Source organism: Afifella marina DSM 2698 (assembly GCF_900102695.1).
Classification (GTDB): Bacteria; Pseudomonadota; Alphaproteobacteria; order Rhizobiales; family Afifellaceae; genus Afifella; species Afifella marina.
In genome coordinates, this window is sequence record NZ_FMVW01000013.1 from 1 (window position 1) to 24,414 (window position 24,414).

Annotated in this window: 19 protein-coding genes, 2 tRNA genes and 2 pseudogenes; 4 read left to right on the plus strand and 19 right to left on the minus strand. The window is 61.1% G+C overall.

Annotation, left to right across the window (positions count from 1 at the left end; translation table 11 throughout):
- A partial coding sequence (locus tag BLP76_RS18860; protein ID WP_092816495.1) for a GIY-YIG nuclease family protein occupies positions 1-732 on the plus strand: 732 nt, incomplete at its 5' end.
- A gap of 190 nt (positions 733-922) precedes the next feature.
- Here the strand turns inward: BLP76_RS18860 and zorA are convergent.
- The 9 genes and pseudogenes from zorA to BLP76_RS17935 form a co-directional block, all read right to left on the minus strand.
- Positions 923-1,789, minus strand: coding sequence for an anti-phage ZorAB system protein ZorA (gene zorA / locus BLP76_RS17895; RefSeq protein ID WP_092816497.1), 867 nt, complete (start codon positions 1,787-1,789; stop codon positions 923-925).
- A 253-nt stretch (positions 1,790-2,042) separates the two neighbouring features.
- On the minus strand, positions 2,043-4,082 hold the full coding sequence (locus tag BLP76_RS17900) for a UvrD-helicase domain-containing protein (RefSeq protein ID WP_092816499.1): 2,040 nt from the start codon (positions 4,080-4,082) through the stop codon (positions 2,043-2,045).
- A gap of 22 nt (positions 4,083-4,104) precedes the next feature.
- On the minus strand, positions 4,105-5,175 hold the full coding sequence (locus BLP76_RS17905) for an HNH endonuclease (RefSeq protein WP_170130573.1): 1,071 nt from the start codon (positions 5,173-5,175) through the stop codon (positions 4,105-4,107).
- A gap of 402 nt (positions 5,176-5,577) precedes the next feature.
- Positions 5,578-6,588: a hypothetical protein gene (locus tag BLP76_RS17910; RefSeq protein WP_092816503.1), complete on the minus strand. Its 1,011-nt coding sequence runs from the start codon at positions 6,586-6,588 to the stop codon at positions 5,578-5,580.
- 42 nt (positions 6,589-6,630) lie between these two features.
- A complete protein-coding gene (locus BLP76_RS17915) occupies positions 6,631-7,320 on the minus strand; it encodes a hypothetical protein (RefSeq protein WP_092816505.1) in 690 nt (229 codons plus the stop codon).
- An 18-nt stretch (positions 7,321-7,338) separates the two neighbouring features.
- Positions 7,339-7,770, minus strand: coding sequence for a hypothetical protein (locus BLP76_RS17920; RefSeq protein ID WP_092816507.1), 432 nt, complete (start codon positions 7,768-7,770; stop codon positions 7,339-7,341).
- 1 nt (position 7,771) lies between these two features.
- Positions 7,772-10,288 carry a site-specific DNA-methyltransferase gene (locus BLP76_RS17925; RefSeq protein ID WP_244514667.1) on the minus strand — a complete coding sequence of 839 codons (2,517 nt, stop codon included), beginning with the start codon at positions 10,286-10,288 and terminating at the stop codon, positions 7,772-7,774.
- Positions 10,269-10,517 (minus strand): annotated as a pseudogene (locus tag BLP76_RS19130) (transposase); the annotation flags it as partial. The gene BLP76_RS17925 and the pseudogene BLP76_RS19130, both read right to left, overlap by 20 nt.
- Positions 10,518-10,623: 106 nt before the next feature.
- Complete coding sequence (locus tag BLP76_RS17935) at positions 10,624-11,169, minus strand: glyoxalase superfamily protein (RefSeq protein ID WP_092816529.1); 546 nt, start codon at positions 11,167-11,169, stop codon at positions 10,624-10,626.
- Between the two features lie 1,435 nt (positions 11,170-12,604).
- Between BLP76_RS17935 and BLP76_RS17940 the strand changes: the two genes are divergently transcribed.
- Entirely contained in the window at positions 12,605-13,117 is a 513-nt protein-coding gene (locus BLP76_RS17940; protein WP_139163773.1) for a hypothetical protein, read from the plus strand.
- Between the two features lie 784 nt (positions 13,118-13,901).
- Here BLP76_RS17940 and BLP76_RS17945 read toward each other — a convergent pair.
- The 9 genes and pseudogenes from BLP76_RS17945 to BLP76_RS17980 form a co-directional block, all read right to left on the minus strand.
- Entirely contained in the window at positions 13,902-14,747 is an 846-nt protein-coding gene (locus BLP76_RS17945) for a site-specific integrase (protein ID WP_139163774.1), read from the minus strand.
- Between the two features lie 27 nt (positions 14,748-14,774).
- A pseudogene (locus BLP76_RS19260) lies at positions 14,775-14,942 on the minus strand (DUF6538 domain-containing protein); the annotation flags it as partial.
- Positions 14,943-15,020: 78 nt separating this feature from the next.
- Positions 15,021-15,112 (minus strand) — tRNA-Ser (locus tag BLP76_RS17950).
- 323 nt (positions 15,113-15,435) lie between these two features.
- Positions 15,436-16,137 (minus strand): glutathione binding-like protein, encoded by a 702-nt coding sequence (locus BLP76_RS17955; protein ID WP_092816513.1) that lies wholly within the window; start codon positions 16,135-16,137, stop codon positions 15,436-15,438.
- Positions 16,138-16,234: 97 nt separating this feature from the next.
- Positions 16,235-17,530 carry an RsmB/NOP family class I SAM-dependent RNA methyltransferase gene (locus BLP76_RS17960; RefSeq protein ID WP_092816531.1) on the minus strand — a complete coding sequence of 432 codons (1,296 nt, stop codon included), beginning with the start codon at positions 17,528-17,530 and terminating at the stop codon, positions 16,235-16,237.
- 107 nt (positions 17,531-17,637) lie between these two features.
- Positions 17,638-19,140, minus strand: coding sequence for an IMP dehydrogenase (gene guaB, locus BLP76_RS17965; RefSeq protein ID WP_092816515.1), 1,503 nt, complete (start codon positions 19,138-19,140; stop codon positions 17,638-17,640).
- Positions 19,141-19,457: 317 nt separating this feature from the next.
- A complete protein-coding gene (locus tag BLP76_RS17970) occupies positions 19,458-20,078 on the minus strand; it encodes a YceI family protein (RefSeq protein WP_092816517.1) in 621 nt (206 codons plus the stop codon).
- 144 nt (positions 20,079-20,222) lie between these two features.
- Positions 20,223-20,888 (minus strand): RlmE family RNA methyltransferase, encoded by a 666-nt coding sequence (locus BLP76_RS17975; protein ID WP_092816519.1) that lies wholly within the window; start codon positions 20,886-20,888, stop codon positions 20,223-20,225.
- Between the two features lie 106 nt (positions 20,889-20,994).
- Positions 20,995-22,311 (minus strand): Ppx/GppA phosphatase family protein, encoded by a 1,317-nt coding sequence (locus BLP76_RS17980; protein ID WP_092816521.1) that lies wholly within the window; start codon positions 22,309-22,311, stop codon positions 20,995-20,997.
- Positions 22,312-22,650: 339 nt separating this feature from the next.
- Between BLP76_RS17980 and BLP76_RS17985 the strand changes: the two genes are divergently transcribed.
- A tRNA-Gln gene (locus tag BLP76_RS17985) sits at positions 22,651-22,724 on the plus strand.
- A gap of 295 nt (positions 22,725-23,019) precedes the next feature.
- Here the strand turns inward: BLP76_RS17985 and BLP76_RS17990 are convergent.
- The gene (locus BLP76_RS17990) at positions 23,020-23,622 is read right to left on the minus strand and encodes a hypothetical protein (RefSeq protein WP_092816523.1); all 603 of its coding nucleotides are present in this window, start codon (positions 23,620-23,622) and stop codon (positions 23,020-23,022) included.
- Positions 23,623-23,687: 65 nt separating this feature from the next.
- On the opposite strand from BLP76_RS17990, the gene BLP76_RS18660 reads away from it, so the two are divergent.
- Positions 23,688-24,269 (plus strand): hypothetical protein, encoded by a 582-nt coding sequence (locus BLP76_RS18660; protein WP_139163775.1) that lies wholly within the window; start codon positions 23,688-23,690, stop codon positions 24,267-24,269.
- Positions 24,270-24,414: the final 145 nt, after the last annotated feature.

The following is a 24,414-nucleotide window of genomic DNA, read 5'->3' on the forward strand; positions in this document are numbered from 1 at the left end:
GTCGGGCGCAACGGGTCTGAGACGCTCGCCTATGTCGGCGAGACCGTCGATGTCATGAAGCGCCTCAGCTCCCACCGCCGCGACAAGGACAAGGCCTTTGCTGAGATGGTCTTCGTCGTCACCAGCCGGAGTGGTCTGAACTCCAAGGATCTGGCGCGGCACCGGCAGGCAAAATACGCGGCCCTCATCGCCGCTTCCGGCCGGGCAAAGCTCGTCGGCGCCCCTCCCGAGGCGGCCGAGCTTCCGCCCGTCTTTGCCGCCATCGCCGACCCGTTGGTGGATCTGGAACGGCAGCTTCTCTGGGATCTCGGCTGTCCGCTGCTTGAGCCCTCGCTGCGCCATCCGGCACTTGGCATTGTCGATGCGGAGGCTGGTGGAGCCGATGTCCTCTCGCCGGACCAGGCAAAGCGCCCGATGATGGAGATGACCTATGCGGGCCTCTTCGGACGCGGGCTTGAATGCGACAACCTGTTCATCGTGCTGCCGGGCTCCGAAGTCCGCGTTCTCGGTGAGAACGGCAATGAAGAGAGCTCTGTCCGAACCCGCCGGGCCATCCTGGAAAAGCGCGGCGTGCTGACCCCGATCCCCGGCGTGGAAGACCGGCAGAGGCTCAACTCCGCGGTGGCGTTCTGGTCGAAGTCCATCGCGGCCCGCGTGCTCGCCGGATCGCACGTCCCGAGCAATGTCTGGAGGCCGATCCATCCCTGGCGGTCGCTCGAAGTCATCGAGTAGTCCGGGCTCCGTCCACACAACCCCACAAGAGAAGAACAAAACCGGACCGACGGCGTCGGTCCGGCAGGATCAACACGTCTTACTTTTGAAGGACAGAGCAGATGCTCATTCTCGACCACGATGGTCTCGGGCCCAATGGGGAGCGCGACGTTGCGCGTATGGAAGGTCTCGCGGCAGACCTGCGTGCGATTCACGAAGGCCGGATCAGCTCGTCAAGCTGCGCGCCGATGCGTTCGTTCATCTGCGAGGAAATGAGCTGCGGCGCGGTATAAAGCAGTCGCGCCTCGACCCCCTCGCAGAAAGCACTGAAGCCACTTTCGATCCAGATCGCGTAGGCGCGGAAAGCAAAGGAGAGCAAGATCGAGGCGCCAAGCCCGGCGATAGAGGTGGCGAATTTGAAGGTGGCGACCTGCAGCAACTCTCGCGTCGCATTTCCCATCGCGTCCGCATCTGGACTGCTAACCCCTCCCGCCGCCGTATGCAGCGCAAGAACAAGCCCCATAAAGGTGAGAAGCAACCCGGTTCCGACGAAGTAGCTCGGGATGCTGCCCATCATCTTGAGGCCGAAAAGACGTTCCCGGGCGAGCGAGATGTTGAAAAAGGTCTGCGGTCTGACGGTGTTGCGGATCGGCTCGGACAAATCCGGCTCCGGTTTCACCAGCGTCTCGTCAAACTCCTTCCATGCGTGCCTCAGGAGCGGGCTCCCCGACAAGCGTTGATGGATCGTTTCGTACTGATCAGCGAAATCGACCATGTCCCTGGTGCGCATTACCGCCCGCCGGAGACGCCATAGGGTCAGACCCAGGGCGCCAACGTGGAGCAACAGGAACGCTATCAGAAGAGCAATGGCGAGAGCGCCGAGGCCAGCGGCTAGCGCGTAAGCAAAGCCGGGTTGGCTCACACGTTCGAGGTTGCCGTCTATAGCCTCACCGATAACCGCAAGAACCAGATGCGCATCGAGCCAAGGCCACCAAGACGCCAGAAGGACAAGGATGGCGCCGACCACCAGCCAGAAAGCCAGGAAACGGACCCCGCCATTCCAGACAATTGAACCCATGAGCCCCTTCCCCAGCGGCACCTGAACAGATGCCTATTTTTGCAGATTTCGCCGCCCCAAATATCTGTAACCTAGCCCCAATTCGCGGCTAGCGCCCTGCAAGGCTTATCGAACCGCCAAAGCTGCTTCAAGCGGTTGTATCAGGAGAGATCGATACTTCGCTGAGAGCTCATTTGGATGCAAGTCGGGGCCAAGATGGCATGATTTTACCTTGCGTTAGGCTCTGGGCACCGGATAAAACCGCGTTCCCTTGTCAGCTATGCAGATCTTGCAGGAACTCAGAGGCGGGCTCTGCTGCTGTGACCAGGAGGTTTTCTCGAGCTCTCGTGCAGGCCACATAGAGAAGATGCCGCTCCGTCGCGTAGACCTCGGCTAGAGCGCCTTCATCCGCGGCTTCCACCATGCGGGCCTCGGAAGGAACGACACCCTCCTCACATGCCATGACGGCGACCGCCCGGAATTCGAGGCCCTTCACGTCGTGCATGGCGGCCACACGCACGGCGCTCCCTTTCTCACCATCCTGACTTGAACGGAGCCCGGCAAGCGCTGCGGCGGCCTCGGCCCGTTCAAAGAGCTCTGGTGACCGAACGACCAAAGCGATCGCAGAGGGCTCCATGCCCTCGGAAACGCATTGCGAGAGCCACGCGGCGACAGCCTCTTTCTCTCCTTCGATGTCGGGGAAGACTCGCACCACCGGCGTCGCTCCAGAAAAAAGCGACTGCACACCCAGTCGATCGTCCTCAGAGCCATCCGCTTCGACAAGCATGGAGGGCAGAAGACCTTCTGCCTGCCGCCGGATCTGCTGCGAAGTGCGGTAGTTGACGCGCAGGCTGCGCGAACGGCCGCGCACGTCGACGCCCTCGGAGCGCCATGAAAAGGCGGGCCGGAAAATGCGCTGGCCGATATCTCCGGCGAAGAAGAGGCCGTTCGGGCGGTCGCCCGCCAGCTTGCCAAGGATGCGCAATTCAGCAGCCAGGATGTCCTGCGCCTCGTCCACGACAATATAATCGAAAGGGACTTCCGCAGCGGTGATGCCGTCCGCCAGAAGCCTGAGCATCTCGGCATAGGTCGTCAGACCGGCGGCGCGCAGGCTTTCTCGCGCGTCCTCGAAGATCGTCCAGAGCGCTTCTCGCCGCTCGCCCGCCAGGCGCTTCTTGCGGCCGAGGCGCGGCAAGTCGCGGTAGGTTTCGCGATCCTGGATCTGGCGTCCGTCGACGATCAGCTTCCACTCCTCCAAAAGGAAGCGTCCGTCGACGCTAAGATCGCTCGCCGCCTTAGCCTTCGCCAAGGCCCGGGCGACATCCTCCGCGTCGGCCAGCCGGATCGGACCGACCGTTCTCTCAAACAGCTCCCGGGCCGCACTTGGGAGATCGGCGACCGTGATGCGCTCGAGAACCGGAGTCTCATCTCCGACGAGCGTCTTGACCTTGAGATGCAGCGCGGTCGCCAGCAGGGAGTTGAAGGTCGTCAAGAGAATGCGTGCCGCCGGGTTTTCCCGCGCCAGCCTGACGGCGCGGTGAAGCGCCACGACCGTCTTTCCGGTCCCGGCGCTGCCGATCACCCGCGCCGGACCGGCGAAGTCGCGCTCGACGAATTCTCGCTGAGCCGGATGCAGGAAGATCGACCAGGTCTCCCAGGGCGCTTCAAGCGCGCGCCGCAGGTCAGTCTCATCCGTCAGGAGATGGAAGCGGCGCCGCGCATCCGGATGCGCAAAGGGGTCGAGCTTCTGCATGAAAGCGACGACAGGCTCGATGCCCACCGCGAGATTGAGGAGGGCTTCCATCGCTTCGGCCGGAAGATGCTCGGCAAGAGCGAAGATCGTATCCTCATCGACTTCGCGAACATCGCCAATCCAGTCCTCCGGAACGCCGCACAGGAGCAGCGTCGCCTCCGGCGTCTCGGCAAAGAGCTTCGGCTTCGCCGCTTCACCCGCCACGTAGACGGGGACGACAACCTCTTCCACCCGTTCCCGGATCTCGACGAGCTGGGCCGCGCCCGTCTTCGGGTGCACATCAAGCCGCCGCCGCTCCGCCCAGCGATAGGCGTCGTCGTGGTGGCCGACATAGGCAAGAAGCGTATCCTCGCCTCTGCGATGCAGGACGATGCGGATGTCGTCATTGACCCGCGCGGTCCAGAAGCCCTTGTCGCGCGCACCATCCACCCGGCGCAGCGAAAGGCCAGGGCGATCGAGGCCGGAATGCGGGTCGAAAGCCGTCTGCTTCACGAGACCCTGTTCTTGCGGCGTCAGCTTCGCGAGCGAGGCGGTGAAGGAATCGGCGATGCGGAGGGTCATGAGCTACGAAGGAGCAGCGCCGCTATGCCTTCACATTCTTCGCTCGATCCTCGAAGCGCTGACGATGATACTTGAGGTACTTCTTCGTCCCTTGGGGCACATGGATCTGGCTTTCGGGATTTAGCGGCAGGTGCTCAAATTCAACCGCCTTGATTGCCGGAGATATGAGCATTTTCCCGCCATCTTCGAACGAGATGAGGTAGCGATCGAACAGCGCATCCAGCGTCGCGCTCAAGAGCAAACCATTGCGCGGGTCGAGCCTCTCTTGGTCGCTCGCGTCACGCCATGGCTTAATGTGAGAGGCGCGAAGGACGTCTTCGACCTCGCAGCCAGTCACCGCGCACCGGCCTCGCCACAGCTTCCTAAGCTCTTCACGGAACTGCCCCTGCCCACGGCGAGCGTCGATCAGTTGCTTCTTTGTCGTCGCATCGAGCTGGCGGGCGTTGATTACCTCCACATCCGCCTCAACGGAACGTGGCGTGGTGGCCGGGTATGGCAGGAGCTCTTCTATCCTGCTTGCTTGCTCAGAACTGAGGAGTTCCGAGGTCTTGTAGCGTGTGGTGAAGCGGGCTCCCTTGATGGCTCTGCCGTCGACCGGGATCGGTGTCTGCCATGCCAAGAAATCCTCGACCGGGCAAAGCCAAGTGGGAAACCACGGCGCGTCAGTTTCGAGCCATTGCTTCCTGAACTGATGCCTATCGTCGTCGTGCAGCTCCTGCACACGCCGCAAAGCCCACGCCTCCTCCCACAGATCCCGAATTAGAGGAACTTCATCCAAAATCGCGCGCCGAGCCTCAAGATCGGAAGACCTCAGCAACGGCTCGCAATTGCGAGCCGTGGACATTATGGCCTGTTTGCCACCCCTCGACGCGTAGAGATGCAAAGTGATGGATGCACCGTCAAATACGGTCTCGGGTCTCGATAGCTGTTCCGTATGAAAGATCTTCATCGGCTTCCCATTCCGCTCGAATACGAGGTCGGGCCGATGGTTCCACTCCTCATGTCCATAGCCGTTCTCAGCCGGGAAACCGGCCATGAAAGGGCCGCCCGATGGGTGCATGTACCCGGCGTCATTCCAAACGATGGGCTTCATTACCGTATGCATTCGAACCTCACGGCAAAATAGACGACGCAGCGAGAGCAGCGCGAACGCTTGGGAGCCATTCCTTCAGCGACAGACCACTTCCAGAATGCTTCCAGCTTTCAGGACCACTTCATTTGCGCCGTTCACAATATCACCTGCTGCGCTCGGGTTATCAAAGATAAAATCCGAGGCAAAAACGTAGAGCGTTGTATCGGATGGATGCTCCTCCAAAACGCGTCGCCGCACCAGAGCGTCGCGAAGCCGGTGATTTCGGGCTTTGCGGTGACCGCCGACTTTGAGAGCGGTAGACCCTTCTCGAACCACGAAATGCTTCCCGGAAAGAGACACAGGATATACAGTGGCGCGCCGCCTTCCTCTCAAGCACAAACCAGTCGCTCACGCCCTCCCCCCTCACCTTCTGTTGCCGATCCGCAGTGCCCTGGCCTGCGGCAGCGCCTCTGCATGCTTGACCAGGAGCTGCGCGACCGCCGCCTTGTCAAAGAACTCGATCCCCGGCGGAGCAGCCACGCCATCGCGATGAGAGGCGGCGGCGAGGATTGTGCGCGGCCTGTGCCGTTCCGATGCCCACTGCGTGTTGAGCTTGAGATCTTCTCCGTCATACGCCCATTTGCACTGGAGAAGCCCGACCACCTCCCCTGACGCGTCGGCTCCCAAGCCGTCCAGACCGCCGTCGCCAGAGCCTCCGACATGCGTCCAGAACTCCTCCGGGTTCTCCAGCTGGAGGATGGCAACCATCAGATGCTCGAAGGCATCCGGCGTCACGTCCGTGATCAGTCGCCGCTCCACTTCGCGTGGATCGGTGGTCCAACTGCGCGGCAGGAAGCCATCTATTCCAAGGACATCCTGCATGGTCTTGTAGGGGTCTAAATCGAGATACCCACGCACGATGCCGTAGGTGGAGCGGCCGAAGAGCGAGCGTCGGATCCATACCGGAATTCTCGGTACGGGCACGGGGCGGAACTTGTCCACCTTCCAGGTCTGCGCGACCTCGCTGGCAATCCAATACTCGTCCGGATCTTCGCTCTTGTGTTTGCGCCAGATACTCTCCCAGATGTCGTACCAAGTCGGGTCATTCACGAGTTCAAAGCCGCCCTCGACGTATCCGCAATAGATGACCCCCTCGGCCGGGCGCGGGACAAGGGCGATCGAACCGTGTTCGATCTCGCTCACGAAATTCCGGTTCTGATTGTACTGGCGAAGGCGGTCGCTCGCGGCATGTTCCGCCGCCCAGGTTGCCTCGTCGCACGTCACGTCGACGATGCAGGATCTCAGACTGTGGCGGTCGTAGTGTGCACCCTGCTTGCGCATCGGATAACCGAAGAAAAGACGCTCGCATTCGCGTGCTACACAGACCGCGTCGATCCCGTGGGGCTTGCAACGCGAAAAGAAGACCTTTGGCATTTTTGTCTTTCCCTCGCCCCACCCTAAGATCCTGCGCCGACGTCAGGGCGCCCTATGGATCACGTCGACGCTATAGACCGAAGGACTTCCTGAATACTGGTCCATCCACGAATAGGCGCATACCAGCCTAACAACACTCGGCGGATTTGCATTGACCGGTAGCCCACTGTCGAACGCGCTCGGTTGGCTATGCGTGAGATAGCTCAGCTCCCTGCGCATTCCGAGCGCACCGCGCACTAAGCTCTTGTCCCCTTTCCTCACCGCCTTGCATTCGGTCGCTAGAACGACTTGGTCGTGCTGAGGTCGACCATCCGCCTGCACCCCTTTGAACACTCCGACATCGATCTCATGATAGGAGCTTAGATGAGACCCGCCAGACCCATGCGAGCTCGGTCCCGATTTATCTAGGATTTTCGCGCCAAGCGTTCGGAATTCGACACTCAAAAATACCTGCCATAGCGCGCCGTTAGATCCCGGTGCGAAAACGTCAAAGTGCGGGCTGTTCTGATCCAATTTGCAGGGTCCGCCAGGGAGAGGAATCGTGCTTCCCGGATGCGAGTATTGGATCGTGTATCCCTTGCCCGCAATTTCCTCTAAGAGTTCCGACAGAATCCAGAGTTCAAACACCTTGCCATCTGCCGTCGAGCCGAGCTTCGAAATCTTTGGGGACGACGTCGCCCCATAGAGCTTGAATACATCGACGATGTCGCTTTCAGCCTGCTTTCTGTCCACGGTCCTTTCTCCTAGAGATTAACGGCGGAAGCGGGATGTAGGCACGTCGGGACCCGGTTCATCTCGAAGCCTTCGAATCAAAGAGTCAATTTGGAATAAGACTTCAGTGCGATCCGGAAGTTCCTCGGACAGAAAAACTCGCATGCTCTCCCTCCCTTCACCTGTTTCTCGTGGAAGGATGATCTCAGCGGCCCTCGGCCCCTCCCCGCTACAAGCCTCATGGATCCGGTCGAGCGATTCCTCCACCGTCCCTCGGTGGGTCAGCTTCACATGCACGCGAAAAGCCTCAAGCAGTGCAAGGAGATGCTTGTGCGGCGCAGGCAGGCGGCTTTCGTCGTCTTCGGAGGAAAAAACGAGGTAGTTCTCATCAGCGCCAAGTTCAGAAAGCCCATGGCTTGCCATCTGCTCCTTCACGAGCTCGATGAGACCGCGATAGTCGTCCTCATTCATCTCAAACCCTCAGCACCTTCATCACCTCGTCGCCGAGATGGTTGATCACCTTGACCGCCACGCGGCCGGTCTTCGGTTTGGGGAAAGGCCTTGAGACGGTGCGCTTCAGGCTCTCCCAGGCCTCTTCGTCGATCTCGCCCTTCAGCGTGTTTTTCAGCGCCTTGTAGGGCACGTCCGCGGCCGGGAAGTAGGCGTGGCGGACGAAGAAGCTCTCCATGTTGTAGTCGGTGTCGAGGAACCAGCAGGCGATATCCTCCGCATCGGAAGAGACGACCTGGCCAGTCTGCGGCTTGAAAATATCGACGCCCTTCAGGCGTACCTGCAGCTTGCCATCCTCCGTCTCCTCAAGGTCGATGTCGGGCTCGCCGAAGATGACGAAGAGGTTGCCGCCGCCCGCCTTCAGGTCGCCGGCCATGTGGAGGTCCGCATTCATGCGGGCGCGCAGGATGGGCACGGCGCCGAGATGGCTGATCTCGCCGGCATGGGCATCGAAATTGAAGGCGCAGGCGACGAGAACGTCGAAGCCCGCCTCGCCCGCCTCGCGCGCCGCGGCCACGAGATCGGCCCGCTGCACGGTGCCGTATTCGGGACCGACGAAGATCGCGGCGCGCTTTTCCCGCTCACCCTCCTGGTAGCGGCCGTCGGCGGAGATGTACTCGCCCGGCCAGGGCTTCAGCGTGGTGAAGGCGATGCGGTCGGCCCGGTCGCGCTGCTGCACGCCCGCCTTCCTGAGATTTTCGAGGATCGCCTCGTAATAGTTCTCCGCCTCCATGCTTTCGCGGCGGCGCAGCCCCTCGGCGGCCTGGAGGGAATCGATCAGCTCGGAATCCTCGTCGACGCCGACAGAGCGATGCGGCGACAGGGATTCCACGGTGAAAGGCCCGGCGACGCGGACGCGCTTTTTGTCCTCGTAGGGCTTGTCGTAGAGGAGCTCGTATTCCGCCTTGGCGGCGATCGAGGCGTCGATCTCCTTCTGGCGGGCGATCCGCGCTTCCCAGAATGCCTCGAGCGCCCTCTTGGCCTCCGCAGGCCATCCGTCGGGCGCCTGGCGCGGCACCTCCCATTCCATGAAGCCGTTGGCGGGCGCCTCCTCGCCGGAAGGTAGGGTTACGGTGCCGGAAGCGGCAAAATCGATCGCCTTTCCGGCGCGCCCACCGGTCCCGACCTTGAACGGCGTCGCAAAACCCTTCAGCGAGGCGTTGAGGCGTTCCCGCGCCACCTCAACGGCGGGCTGCAGGCGCTCCCAGATGACGTCGATCTCTGTGTTGTTGGCAATCGATTTCAGGGTGATGTGCGGCACGCGCTCGTACACAAACCCCTGGCGGATGTCGCCATGCGTCTCGCGCGTGGAGGGCGCGGCGCGGGTCACCTCCGCCTCCTTCTTCAGCCCCTCCCGGCTGTCGGCGAGAAGGTAGTAGGGATATTTCGCCCCCATGATGCGCGCGCGAGCGAGCGCCAAAGCGACACGGGATGTGTCGATGGTGATCCAGCGCCGACCCCATTCCTCGGCGACAGTCGCCGTGGTGCCGGAGCCGCAGGTCGGGTCGAGGACGAGATCGCCGGGGTCGGTGGTCATCAAAACGCAACGCTCGATAACAGCCTCCGCGGTTTCAACGATATATTGCTTTTCTCTACCGAACCCGGAAATCCGTAGATCCATCCAATTATTGTTTTCCTCGCGGTAGTTCGGCTCACGGTAGAACTTCCAAAGCAATGTCTTACCGACGCTGTAAGCATACCCAGAACGGACAACGATCTTCATCTTCTGGGACGTAACGCTCCAGTGACGACCCTTCGGAGGGAAATGGGCTCGTCCATCATGAATGACAGGTGTCGCGCTGTCCGGGGTCTGATCTTGAGAGTCAGTCGGCCGCAGACGAAGCACACGCCCCGCCGGTCGCGGATGCTCACCAGTCTTCTGCTTTACGGACAGGTCGACGATTTCCCCCTCTTCTGTTTCGACACAAACATAGCGTTCCCGAGGATTAGGGATGGGATCAATTTTGCGTACGACCTTTCTATACTTTGTACAATCACGGAATTTACTGTACCATATAATATAATCAGCCGTCGCGCCTAGTAGATTTGATGTGGCGCCAGAGGTTTTTGAAAATGGAATCTGACTGACAAAGTTCTCCTCCCCAAATACCTCATCCATCAGTGCGCGAACCCGGTGCACGTTCTCGTCGCCGATCTGGACGAAGCAAGACCCGCTCTCCGTCAGGAGGTCGCGCGCCACCGTCAGGCGGTCGCGCAGATAGGTGAGGTAGGAGTGGATGCCGTCGCGCCAGGTATCGCGAAACGCCTTCACTTGCTCCGGTTCGCGCGTCAGGTGCTCCAGCTTGCCGTCCTTGACCTCGCGGCTCGTGGTCGACCACTGGAAGTTGGAGTTGAAGCGGATGCCGTATGGCGGATCGATATAGATGCACTGCACCTTGCCGCGCAGGCCCTCGCGCTCGGCGAGAGAGGCCATCACCTGCAGCGAATCCCCGAGGATCAGCCACCTCGCTTCCGGCAAGCGCTGCCAGCATCACGTCCCATACGCCGGCTTCAGTCCAGCGGCGATACTGGCGGTGGATCGAGTTCCAGTTGCCGAACTCGTCCGGCAGATCACGCCACGGCGAACCCGTCCGCGTGATCCAGAAGATGCCGTCCAGAACCTTGCGGTGATCTTGCGGCAGACGGCCGCCACGTGAACGGTTCTCAATCAGGAACGGTGCGAAGAACGCCCATTCCACGTCGCTCATCAGCCCTCGAATCAACGCCGCCCTCCTCAAAGAGCAGCGTTGAATCACAGCTTTAGCGGATCGCCAATGCAGCAGGGAGGGGCCCAATTCACCCGAGACCAATCCTTTATCGGTGCTTGAGCTCCATGAACCGAATGCGGTTATTGAAGGGATCGATGACCTGTAGTTCTATCCGGTCCCCCTCATCCTGAAGTCCAGGCTTCATGTAGCGATAGTCCTGGGTCTGAAGCTCTTTGTGAAGGTTGCGGATGCCCGTCATATAGACGCACATGTTGCCACCGGGGGTGGCATCGCCAGCATGTTCCGACAGGTGCAGCCTGAGCCCTGATCGCGAGATCTGCATGTAGAGCGGGAAGTTGTCGCCGTAGCGGTGTTCCCAATCGACGGTGAAACCGAGAAATCCGAGATAGAACTCGTTCGCCTTCTCGACATCAAATATGCGGACGATGGGCACCGCCTGTTCGAGGGAAATCCCCTCGGAACGCACGGCCTCGTCATCGTCGATTTTCGCCGATAGGACATTCCAGTTCGGCAGCCCGAACTGGCGGGCGATGATTTCCAGTGCCTCGGTGTGGGTGATCGTCGCCCCACGCTCGGCAAGTGCTTCCCGCATGGCTTTTGCCATGGCCTTTGCATCGCGATAGTCGCGCATGTCCGTTTCCTTCGTCACGGCGAAGTCTTCGTCAGCGCCCGCATTACCAACGCCTTCGCCCGACGGTTGAACGGTCAGGAAGGATTGAGTGGGAGGCATTTGCCATGCCCCCTTCAGGGGGCGCGGGCTGCTGGCCGCCTCCAGCCATAAAGCCAGCTTAGCGATGGGGTCTGCTGTTGTCAGCAAAGAAGTTACACAACGGATATGGATCAGGTTTGTCCACACGACCTAGACCAGACAACACGCGTATAATCTACACGTTCAATTTCTTTGACACTCAATCCCAAATTAAGCAGTTCCCTGCCGTTGAGGCGAAGGCCTCGCTCCAATTCTTCGCACGCCTCGATAGTGCCGGGCCATACGGTGAAAAACAGTTCCCAAGCGTTCACCCAAAAAGCTGCGAAATTGGTTATTTTGATAAATACGGCGCTCAACAACCCTTAATTCTCGATATATCCGACTACCAGAATAAAGGACTCGAAGACATGCTGTCCACAGATACACTTGCTACGCAGAGAGATCGACTGTGTGATCGTTCAATTCGCGCCTTTGGTATCGCTGAAGACATCGTAGCCGATTGCGTAAACGGAACGCATGTTTCGACGATTGAACCCTCCTACCTTTGGCAGCGAGCTGTGAACCGCGCACTGATTTCAGCGGCCGCCTACAGTCGGCGGATTCACCCCGCATCGCCGCCCCGACCTGGGGTTATCCTCATCTGTAACCATCAAGCATCTGATTGTGATGCAGACGCGGCGGAATTCCGTTCGACAGTAGAATCTCTCGGGATCTCTCTCACAGCGTGGCTTTGTCCGTCGGACGCCGATTCCCTCGGTAAGTGCCAACAGTCGGATTTTCTCGCTCGCTGAGCTCTACTTACCGCCGCAAACCTGTCTTGCCTTACAAGGGCTGACGATGGCCGTCTTGAGTGTCGCGATGAGTGGAAGACGAGCTCGCGCGGGCGGTGGATGCCTACCTTCCTCAGGCGGTAGCTGACACGCTTGGAGGCCGTGCTTGGCGGATCGGCGACGCCGCTATGCAGTGCCGGGAAGAGCCTCTGCCCTTCTTATTCTTGCGCGCTTAATCGAGGAAGCCGACCTCCTTGAACACCGAGTGCAGCGCGAAGATGCGGATGCTGGTCTCCGTCTTGATAGCCGATCGATCTCCACGTGTTTGGGGAAATGAGCAAGCGACGCCGCCGGAAGCGGCTCGACGAGAAACGATCCGCCGGCCGGACACCGATATCACCTCAACCCAACACGCGCTTAAGCCCAACATGACATCAATCAGCCCCGGACCGCGCAGATGCGACTCGGCGTCGCGAAGCAATTGGAAAAATGTATCCCAGCTTGTCTTACACCACACGCTCTATCACTATGTGATAATGTCGTTGCGACACTGCATTCAATGCAACGGCGCCCACAGGATGATGATTATGAGCGGGCTTTTTGACGATATAGGGACATATATATCAGAAATGAAGGAGCGGGCCGGGCGGCAGTCTCGTACTGGTGGGCAGTCTTATACTTGGAAGCAATGCGACCTCTATCCTGCGTCAGGCGGCATGAAGGAAATCTGCATTTCATTTAGCCGGAACATACGAGACATTTCCGATAGCGAGATGTGCGTTTTCAGGCTTGCGAGACAACATCTGTCCGATCAATTGGGCGAGCGCGGCTTGTATGATATCAGTAAGGCAATCTGCCTTCGCGGGCGGCCCCTCATTGAATTTGTCGAAGATGACGACGGGTGGATCGTTGAGGCCGAAGTTGACGAGCAAACAAGAGCGCGTCTGGAAACCCGGGCGAGAGAGATCTTTTACGCCTCAGATCGACAGGAGAGAGAGCAAGAATGGCGCGATCTGATCGAGCGACTGCTACGTTATGCAGAAACTCGGTTCGGAGCTACAGAGGTGGGGCGGATCCGAAATACCTGGCTGCAAACATGATCAAGCCGCTCTCCAACCGATAGACATCAGCGCTCCCCTGCCCGAATCTAGGCTGGCCCACCTTGCCCGAGAGAGCGCCACAATCCAGCGCCTCCAGCGCCGGAATTTTGAAGATTTTTACTGCGTTTCTATTTCTGGGTCACGAACCCTTCTCCGTTACATAACGTGCACGTTACCCTACCACTCCCCCGACACAGACCGCACGCTGAGTTTTCGAATTTATTTCTGCCAGCCCCGCTGCAACGGGGGCAAACGACTGTCTTCTGACCGAAGCACGCCCGACATTCTTCACGTAAGCCTGCGATTCCCATAGGTAACCCCCTTCTTAGCTTGTCAAGCTACCATAAACACTCCTCGTGACGAATGACAATTCGCGCCTTTCTTCTGCGATATTTTTACCGAAATCGTTATTTTGTATCCTGCTCAATCGGTCCGTAAGTTCACCCTCTCTCACTGGGTTTTGACCAGCAACAGGGAATAGTCATGTCTCGCGACGACTACTATATTCGGAGAGCGCGTGAGAAAGTGAACTACTGCGCACGCGATCTTGAACGCGCCTCCAGGGCGCTTTGGGACTCTAGAGACAGCGATAAAAGCGATGGTCTCGATTACGGAGCGCGACGCTGGCGCTATAACCTTGAGAAATCCGAGAGAGAGAGAGAGAGAGAGAGAGAGAGAGAGAGAGATTAAATTATTTCGCATTATTGTATATTTATGATTCACTGAGATAACTGATTTTGTATTATGCTTTTTCAAATTTTTCCTTAGTGAAACCGAAAGAAAGCTACTTATGCTTCCGCGGAAATCGTTTCCGCCTCCCCTCCAGCTCCGACTCGCGCCGCCTCAGATACGGGCCGAGATCCAGCCCCTCCAGCAGAGGAATGGCTGCAAGAACCGCGATCTCGTCCTCGCGCAGGTGCTTGGAGCCGTAGCGGTCGCCGACGCTTGTCGGCGCGTGGCCGGTCTGCCTGTCGATGGTGCGCGGATCGACATGCGCAATGCGCATCAGGTCTTTCGACGTGTGGCGCGATGAGTGGAAGACGAGCTCGCGTGGGCGGTGGATGCCCGCCTTCTTCAGGCGGTAGTTGACGCGCTTGGAGGCCGTGCTCGGCGGGTCGATGACGCCGCTGTGGAGCGCCGGGAAGAGCCACTGCCCATCCTTCTTTTTGCGCGCATAGTCGAGGAAGCCGACCTCCTCGAACACCGCGTGCAGCGCGAAGATGCGGATGCTGGTCTCCGTCTTGATGGCACGCCGCGCCTCCCTGCGATCCGGCATGAGGAGCTTGTGCGTCTTCTCCTCGCTCTTTTCGAGTCCGACCTTCTTGAGCAACGCAACGAGCTGCTCGAGCTGACCGCCTTCGGTAGCTCCTTCGCCACCGGCGCCGACTCCTCCGCCCTCGGCAAGTTCGGTGGCCTTCTCACTCGCGCTGCGGAGTACATGCGCGTCGTCGGCGCGTTCGTCTTTGTAGCGTTGCTCGATGGCGCGGAGCTGTTCGGCATGGAAACGCCTTTGCTCCCCCGCGAGCTCCACCCATTGCTTTCGGTCTTCTGCACGCGCTTCGCGAAGCTCTTCGATGTTCGCTTTCAAGATCCTGATCAGCTCATCGCGCGGATCTTCGTGCTCGCCCATTCTGCCGCCCCTGGCTTTTAAAGCGAGAAATGCGGATTCCGCCCTTCCAGCGAGTAAACGCGCCTTGCTTTGGGCCTCGCGAGTTGTCGCAGTGCCGATCGGAATGCGGATGGGGGTGGCACCGAGAACCGGCTCCAGATCACGCGGCACGCGAATCTGGAATCTCCAGACGGCGCCGCGGCGGACGAGATGCATCCTTCGCTCCTGGGTACATTGGTGGGTACCAAAAACCCAAATCCGCGAAATTCTGCACTTTTATCAATGGTTTAGGTGTGGCGGAGAGGAAGGGATTCGAACCCTCGAGACGGGATAAACCGTCTACTCCCTTAGCAGGGGAGCGCCTTCGACCACTCGGCCACCTCTCCACCTCCCGAAATGGCCGGTTTCGCGGCCCGCGTCAACCGGGTCTCTTCCCGGAAAGGCTTTTGGTTCTGTTTCCACCTGCATGGTCGCGCCCAACTTCTCGCCGAGGAGCCCAGCAGATGATGCGGCGACCGCTGTTCCGGCGTGGTTCACAATCAGGCGTGAGCACGCACTTCCCTCTCCGCGAAGCCGGAGATGAGGTTCACCCGATGGCAGGCGATAGACGCCGCTCACAAGATTGCAGCGCGAGGGCTTCCGGCGCAGTTATGGCGGCAGGTGAGCAAGAGGTTCAGAGAACCTTCCGCCGCCACAAGCGCACGCAGCTTTATCGCCGCGTGCGCTGACCGAAGAGCACCGCCTGCGCGTCCTTGTCCGTGGACAGATCCATTTGCTTGTCGAGCCCGACGGCGAAGGCCTGCTCGAAGGCGGGACGGGCGAGCAGCATCTGGCGCCAACGCGCGACATTGGGGAAATCCGCCAGATCGACGCCCTGCTTCTCAGGAGAACGCGCCCAGGGCAGGATCGCCAAATCGGCGATCGTCAGCTCTTCGCCGACCACGAAGCTGCGATCCTCCAGCCGGCGGTCGAGAACACCATAAAGCCGGTCCGTCTCGTCCTCGTAGCGCTTGATGGCATAAGGGATCTTCTCCGGCGCATAATTGCGGAAATGGTGGTTCTGGCCGAGCATCGGGCCAAAGCCCGCCATCTGCCACATCAGCCAGCTTTCCACCTCCACACGTTGTCTCTCGTCTGTCGGATAGAAGCGGCCGAATTTGCGGCCGAGATACATGAGGATCGCGCCCGATTCGAATATCGAGATCGGTTCGCCGCCCGGCCCGTCGTGGTCGATCAGCGCCGGCATGCGGTTGTTGGGCGAAATCTTCAAAAAGTCCGGCTGAAACTGCTCGCCCTTGCCGATATCGACGAAGTTGACGCCATAGGGGACGCCGATTTCCTCCAGAAAAAGCGTCACCTTGAAGCCGTTCGGCGTCGGCCAGAAATAGAGCTGAAGCGCGGGCTCTGCCATGAAACACTCCTTTGCGTTCGTGCCCATAGCTAGTCGCGCCCAGGCCGTCGACAAGCGCTTTATGACGACCGGAAGAGCCGCCGTGCAAAGCCTCAATCTAGGCTTGCCGCGCCATCGCAGCGATGAAGAAGCCGTCGGTCGCCGTCGAGGCCGGGGTTAGGACGAGGCCTGCGGGCGTCGCCCAGCGCGGCGCTGGCCCCGCCGTCACCTTGTCCCAGGCCGGGGCAAGGTCGAGCGTCTGAAACTCCGGCTGTGCCCCGGTGAAGGCGGTGATGCGCTCGCCATTTTCGGCAGGAAACAGCGAACAGGTGACGTAGACGAGAACGCCACCGGGCCGCACGAAGCGGGACGCCTCGTGAAGGATTTTTTCCTGCTCTTCGGCGCGCGCCTGCAGCGCGTCTTCTTTCATGCGCCATTTGGCGTCGGGCCTGCGCCGCCAGGTCCCGGAGCCGGAACACGGCGCATCGACGAGGACGACATCCATGCGCCCCTCAAGATCGTCGAGCGCGCCCTCCCCCGGCTGCCGCACCTGCACATTGCGTGCACCCGCGCGTTTCAGCCGTTCGAAGATCGGCGCCAGGCGGTGGCGGTCCGCATCATGAGCGTAGATTTGCCCGCGGTTGGCGAGCGCCGCCGACAGAGCGAGCGTCTTGCCGCCGCCGCCGGCACAGAAATCGAGGATCTGGCCACCGCTGTCATCTAGGCTTGAGGCGGCGAGAAGCGCCGCAAGCTGGCTCGCCTCGTCCTGGATCTCAATGCGGCCGCGCTGATAGGCCTCGTCGGCCTGAACGTTCGGATGCCGGCGTGCGCCTTCGCGCGGCGGCACACGCAGACCGACGGGCGACAGGTGCGTCTTCTCCACGCCGAAACGCGCAAGCTGCCCCTCCACCTTGTCCCGCTCCGCCTTCAACGTGTTGACCCGGAGATCGAGCGGCGGCCGTTCGCCAAGCGCGGCGCCCTCCTCGACCCAGGCAGACCCGAAGACCCTTTCAAGCTCTTTTGCGGCAAAGTCCGGAACATCCGCGCGGGCGGCCTCGGGCATGCCATCCTCAGACGTTGCTTGAAATCTCTCAAGCTCCGATTCCGTCAGCTTTTCAGGAGCATGGCGATCTTCGCTGAAAAGTTGATTCAGACCGTCGGCAGACTCGCCCCAGTGGAACACCACCGCTCCGAGCGCCAAAGCGCGCGGCGTCTCCTCCCCCATCCGCCAGGCGATGGAGGCGCGTCGGCGGAGCGCGTCATAGACGAGATCACCGATCGCGGCGCGATCGCCGGACCCCGCAAAACGATGCGACAGGCCCCAATCCTTGAGCGCCTCCGCCACGGGCCGATGGCGCTCCTCCACATCCGTCAAAACCGCGATGGCCGCATCGATCCGCCCGGGAAGGCGCATGGCTTCTGCCTCTTTGAAAAAATCTGCCGGACGGTGGCAACCGCCCGGCACGATACGTGGTGCGCTACCGTCGGCTGGCAGCGCCTTTGAAACGACGTCGAGGCGGCCTACGAGCGACCCGGATAGTTCGGGCTCTCGCGGGTCAGCTGCACGTCGTGCACATGGCTTTCCTGCAAACCCGCGCCGGAAATCCGCAGGAACTGCGCCTTGTTGCGGAATTCTTCCAGATTCTGTGCGCCCACATAGCCCATGGCAGCACGAAGGCCCCCGGCGAGCTGATGGAGAACGCCACCGACCGGCCCCTTATAGGGCACCTGGCCTTCGACGCCTTCCGGGACGAGCTTCAGAGAATCGCGCACCTCCGCCTGGAAATAGCGGTCGGCAGATCCCCGAGCCATGGCGCCGACAGAGCCCATGCCCCGATAGGCTTTGTAGGAGCGGCCCTGGTAGAGATAGACGTCGCCAGGGCTTTCGTCCGTGCCGGCGAGAAGCGAGCCCACCATGGCGACCGACGCGCCGGCGGCGAGCGCTTTCGCCAGGTCGCCCGAGAATTTGATGCCACCATCCGCGATCACCGGAATGTCGGCTTTCGAGGCTTCCTCCACCGTCTCCAGAATGGCGGTGAGCTGCGGCACGCCGACGCCGGCCACGACCCGTGTCGTGCAGATCGAGCCCGGCCCGATGCCGACCTTGATGCAATCGGCACCGGCATCGATGAGCGCCTTGGCGCCTTCGGCCGTCGCCACATTGCCGGCGACGATCTGCGTTTCGTTGGAGAGCTTTTTGATCTTCGTCACGCTTTCAAGAACGCGCGAGGAATGGCCGTGGGCGGTATCGACCACGATGACGTCGCAGCCGGCATCGATGAGGCGCTCGGAGCGCTCAAGCCCGGCATCGCCGACATTGGTGGCGGCGGCGGCCCGCAGACGGCCCTGCGTATCCTTGGCGGAATCTGGATGCAGACGCGCCTTCTCGATGTCCTTGACCGTGATGAGACCGATGCAATTGTGCGCCTCGTCGACGACGAGCAGCTTTTCGATGCGGTGCTGGTGCAGAAGCCGCTTGGCTTCTTCCTGGCTGACATTGTCGCGCACCGTCACGAGATCTTCTCGCGTCATCAGCTCGTAGACGCGCTGGTTCGGATCCGATGCGAAGCGCACGTCGCGATGCGTGAGGATGCCGACGAGGCGGCCGGTCACCGTGCCTCCGGTGCCGGCATTCTGCACCACCGGAATGCCGGAAATATCGTTCGCCTTCATCAGGGCCTGCGCGTCGGCAAGCGTCGCGTCCGGGCCGATGACGACGGGGTTCACCACCATGCCCGATTCGAATTTCTTGACCTGCCGCACCTGTTCGGCCTGGATCTCGGGATCGAGATTGCGGTGAATGACGCCGAGGCCACCGGCCTGCGCCATGGCGATGGCGAGCTTCGCCTCCGTCACGGTGTCCATGGCCGAGGAAATGATCGGCAGCTTCAGGGAAATCGTGCGCGTCAGACGGGTGGAAAGGTCGGTCTCGCCGGGCAGCACATGGCTGTGGGCGGGACGCAGAAGCACGTCGTCGAAGGTAAGAGCTTCGCGACCGGTCGAGACATCAATGATTTGTGGCATGCCACCTCCGAGAGGGATCGCAAGGGTGCGACTGGGCGTAAGTGAGGTTGGCGCGGGTCATTAACACGCAGGTGACGGCTTGCAAATGCCCTCAAGAGCCCTTTCCCCTTTTGCACGGCTGCCTTGCAGAGAGGAGAGGAGCCGGCGAAGCACCCTGCTCTCACGTGCTGCAGGTGAGATGGGGCACCGCCCCATCCCGATCTTCGCCCAAGATTTTGTGCGAGACGAACGGTCGATCCGCCCAGATCCGCTTTTCTGCCGAGACTGTCGCTGGATGGAAGAGCGGCCCGCAACCGCACCGCTCTTCCGACGCAAAGTCAGGGCGCCACGAAGGCCACGTTGATTTCGAGATGCACTTCGTCGGAGACAGCGGGGACGTATGCATCGAGGCCGAAGTCGCTTCGCTTGATCGTCGCGGTGCCGTAGAACCCGACATTCAGCTTGTCGTCCATAGGATTGGTGCCCGCACCGACGAAATTCGCGTAAATCGTCACCGGCTTCGTCTGATCCTTGATCGTCAAATCGCCGACGATCGTCGCCGTATTGTCCTCTGCGGGAGTGACGGATGTCGAAACGAAGTGGGCCGTGGGATATTCGGCAGCGTTGAAGAAACTGTCTGACTGTAGGTGCTCGGCGAATTCGGCGAAGGTCACACGGACATCGTCGATTGGAAAGGTCACATCGACCTTTGCAGCGGAGAGTTTGTCCGGATCGATGGTGAGAGATCCCTCCGACGCGCCGAACAGGCCCTCCAGCATGGTGACCCCGAGATGGTTCACGGCCCAGGAGACCTGCGTATGGAGCGGATCGACCTGATATGTGCCGGCTTCAATACGGACGGGTTCCGCCTTTCCGGGTTGCTCGGCGGTCGTCGGAATCGTTTGTGCGAAAGCGGTGCCAGCGGCGAGAGCGAACGCGGCAGCAAGGATGATGCGCATGAAATGCCTTTTTCGAAGTTGAAGGGGGGAGGCCTCAGGCCCGCTTTGAATATGGCATGCGGGCAGCCGACCGGAAAGGTCTGCACCCGCCTCCCCGTCAGCCAAAGTCGCAGCGACTGCGCACCGGCGCAGAGGGTCCCCGCGCTATGCCTCGTCCGGCTGCCCGCGAAATCCCGTCGCCAGAAGATAGGTTTCGGGGCTGTCGGAGCGGCTCGCTGGCGGCTTCACATGAACGACCTTGGAATAGCTCTTCTTGAGCTCGGCCAGAAGCGTATGTTCGGTGCCGCCGCGAAAGACCTTCGCCAGGAACGCGCCGCCCGGCGCCAGGACCTCGTCGGCGAAGGCGGCGGCCGTCTCGACGAGCGCCACGATGCGCAAATGATCGGTTGGCTTGTGGCCTGTCGTCGGGGCGGCCATGTCGGACAGGACGAGATCGGCCTTATGCCCGCCCAGCGCCGCCTTGAGCGCATCCGGCGCGTCCTCGTCGAGGAAATCCTTCTGCAGAAACGCAACGCCCGCAAGCGCGTCCATCTCCAGATAATCGATCGCCACGACGCGGGGCGCCTCGTCTGAGGACTGCACACGCTTTGCCGCCACCTGCGACCAGCCCCCCGGTGCTGCACCGAGATCGACGACCCGCAGCCCCTGTTTCAGGAGCCCGTATTTCTCGTCGATCTCCAGAAGCTTGTAGGCCGCGCGCGAGCGCATGCCTTCCGCTTTCGAGCGGGTGACATAAGGATCGTTGATCTGGCGCTCCAGCCAGCGGCGCGATGAGGGTTTGCGCTTCTTGTGGCTTGTCAGCCGCGCCATTTGGGCGTCTCCTTACCGTCTTCCAAAAGCCCGGCAGCACGCGTGTGCAGCACGTCTCGCCCGAGCCGCCTGCGCGGACGGCCTATGTCCAAAAGCGCCTGCGGTGTCATTCATCGTCACCAGAGGTGTCGGGCCGGCCGCGCCGTTTTCCATTCGCCTCGCAAGCCCTCGCCTCGCCACCTCTTCCTTCACCACCTCTCATGCCACCGCGGCGGTGTTGGTCGTGGCGTGGCTGATCCGGACGCGGCTTCAGATGTCCGTCAGCGCGCATCAATTGGATGAGGATTCCTTCGCGCAGACCGCGATCGGCGACGCGCAGGCGCTCGCACGACCATTCGGAGCGAATCGCCTCGAAGATGGCGCAGCCGGCCAGCACAAGATCCGCACGCTCACGGCCGATGCAGGGATTGGCGATGCGGGCCGCGTAATCCATGGCGCGCAGCCGCGTCATCATCGCTTCGATGTCGGCCGCTTCCATCCACAGACCATCGACGGAGCGCCGGTCATAGCGCGGCAGATCGAGATAGACGCCGGCCAGCGTCGTCACCGTGCCGGATGTGCCGAGGAGGTGAAAGCTGCGCTCGCGCAAGGCGCTCTGCAGGGCGGACCGGGCGCGGAAGCGGAAAAATTCCTTGCGCACATCGTCCACCATCGCCTGGAAGACGGCAGGCGTCACATCGACCCCGCCATAGCGCTCGGCGAGCGTCACCACGCCAACGGGTAAAGACGCCCAGGCGCGCACGAGACCCCGGCGGCGCCCGCGCCGCCGGTCGAGCCAGACGATCTCGGAAGAGCCGCCACCGATATCGAAAAGGACGGCCCCCTCTGTCGCGGGATCCAAAAGCGGGGCACAGCCCGCGGCCGCGAGATGCGCTTCCGTGCGCCGGTCGATCATCTCGAGCCGGAGACCGACCTCGCTTTGCACCCTTTCCAGAAAATCACGGCCGTTCGTCGCCTGACGGCAGGCTTCGGTGGCGATGAGGCGGGTTCGTGCGATCGGTCGCGTCTCGAGCTTCTGCCGGCAGACTTTCAGCGCTTCCACGGCGCGTGTTTGCGCCTCCTCGGAAAGGCAACCGTTCTGGCCGACCCCCTCCCCGAGCCTGACGATGCGCGAAAACGAATCGACGACGCGAAAATGCTCGCCCCGCGGCTCGGCAATCAAAAGCCGGCAATTGTTCGTCCCGAGATCGAGCGCGGCGTAGTAAGGCCCGCGCTCGAAACTGCCATGGCGACCGCGCCATCTCGTGCCCGATCGACGGGAGCCGCTCTTATGTTCGGCACCTTCGCGCTCCATCCGCCGATGGGAGGGCTGCGCAGCGCCTGCAGCGTCAACCGCCGCCTCGCGCAAGGATACTGCGCGCGCCAGCGGCTCCGTCGGACCGGGCAGGAATGCGGGTCGCACCGCATTCGTGCCCTTGGTCATATGCTCTCCTCGCGCGGCCTATTGGTTGAGACCGCGCCTTCGTTGGCGGCAGAGTAACAGCGTCGCCGGCAAAGGGAAACGGTCAAGGCCGCACAGCGGGCGGGCCGGCGAAGATCTTTGACCGTGCAGGCCTCTTCGCGGGCGCTTTTTCCCGTTTCCTGGATCTTTCGAACGAGCGCCCCTCCCGGTTTGCAATAGGCCGAAAGGGCGTCCGCCAGTGCCGGCTCGGCTTTCTGGCTGTCGCGAAGCCTGTGCACGGCTTGTCGCGCCAGCAGAAAATCGCTGCAACGGCCTTGCCAAGAGCGAAAGCGGAATTTAGGTAGACGCCGTTCGGCCCGTTGGGGAATAGTTTAACGGTAGAACAGCGGACTCTGACTCCGTCGGTCCTGGTTCGAATCCAGGTTCCCCAGCCAATCACCCTCGGTGTTTGATATTCTTGCGTGATTCTGAGCCGCAAGCCCGATTCACACCGACCTGTCTCACAGAGATGTCTGACCGCTCCCGTCCTCAACCGGAGGACTTTTGAGCGTGACGACGCTTCAGCACGTCCATCGCCGCGGCGCCGCATATGGCTCAAGCCAATGGGTTTCCTGGAAAGACAGGCGGTGCAATCGCGCAAGGCGATCACTCGCGCTGTGACCGTAGTCTTGCGCAGGCGACAGGCCGACCATTGCGGCCTATCGCAGCTTCCGTTTCCTGGCCGCAGCCTCAGGCAAAGACGTCGGCAAGATCGGCGAAGCCGACGCCTTCTTTGATCTCGCGTAGCCGCGCGTAAGTCATTGCCAAAGCGATGGAAACGATCGAGTTGGCGACGCCGCTGAAAAGACCTTGGGCGATAAGCAGAAATGCCGCGCCGCCGAAAATGGCGACGAGGTCCCCCAAGATCCAGGCAACCACACTCTCGATGATGTAGACGACCACAATGAACAGCACGACAGGCCGGCGGTAGCCCTTGGTCAAGCGGGCCGAGCGACCGATCGCCCCGAAGCCGGCGCCTTCGATCATGACCGCCGGCACGAATACGGCGGTGACGCCGAGAACCCAGAGACCGGGGACGATCAGCAAGGCGAAGCCGGTCATGATCAGGACATAGACGAGGATCGCCATGACGATCAGCGGCAGCAAGCGCTTGAGGGCACTCGTCACATAGGTACCGGGCCGGATCGGCCGCCCGACCTTGGCGTCGTAGGCCGCCAGCACCAGCATGCCGTTCATCACTTGATAGATGATCAGAGGCAGAACCGTGCCTGCGATGAGGATGGCGAAGCTCCCTCCGAGGAACACTTCTTCGGGCGGCGCCAGGAGTTCCACCCCCGCCAACGCTCATAAGCAACAAAACGACCGGCAACTGGGCCAGAACGCCGACGACGCCGCCGATGAAGGCGAAGACGGCGAAGCGGTTGCCGAATATGGAGAAGGTTTCTCCGAGGCGCGCGCCAACGCCGAAGCTCGGCTTTTCGACGGGAGTGTCGGTGATCGTCATGTCAGTACCTTCGTGGATGAATATCGTACCTGGTTCGCGGGTTCGTCGGTACGCCCCGGTCCTTCAGCGCCATTCGACGCCGCAGGCTGTGCCTTGGAACGGGCCGGCACCGGCGCTAGCACGCGGCGCTGGAGATCGTCGCTTCGCCCTGATGGAACTTGTCGGCACGCTCTTCTCCGAAGAGCTTCTTCTGTTCCAGATATCCCCGCTGGGCGACGTAGAAGCTGCGCAGGAACGCTTCCTCGTCCTTCGCCTCAACGCTTTCGTCATAGCCGATCTTGGCGCGAATCCGCTGACCGAGGGCCGTCAGCCCATTGAGCCGCTCCTTGCCGGTGGATCGTGCTGCGGTCGTTCCCGCATCGCGCGCGCCAGCTTACAGAGCAGAATGATCGAAAGAAGCTTGAGGGGCGTATACTTCCGCGTGCGGATGTCAGGATGCGTCAACGTCAGTTCCTCACGTCCGGTATGTTTGTGACCGAAACGCCAGAGCACGGCCTGCCAGATCATTCTCCCCTCGGCGCAGGCTAGAGCATCGGACTTTTAATTGGGCGCATATCCAGCGGCCTTCAGATAGTTCCAGCATTCCTCGGCTTGGTAGAGACCGCAGACATCTCCGATTG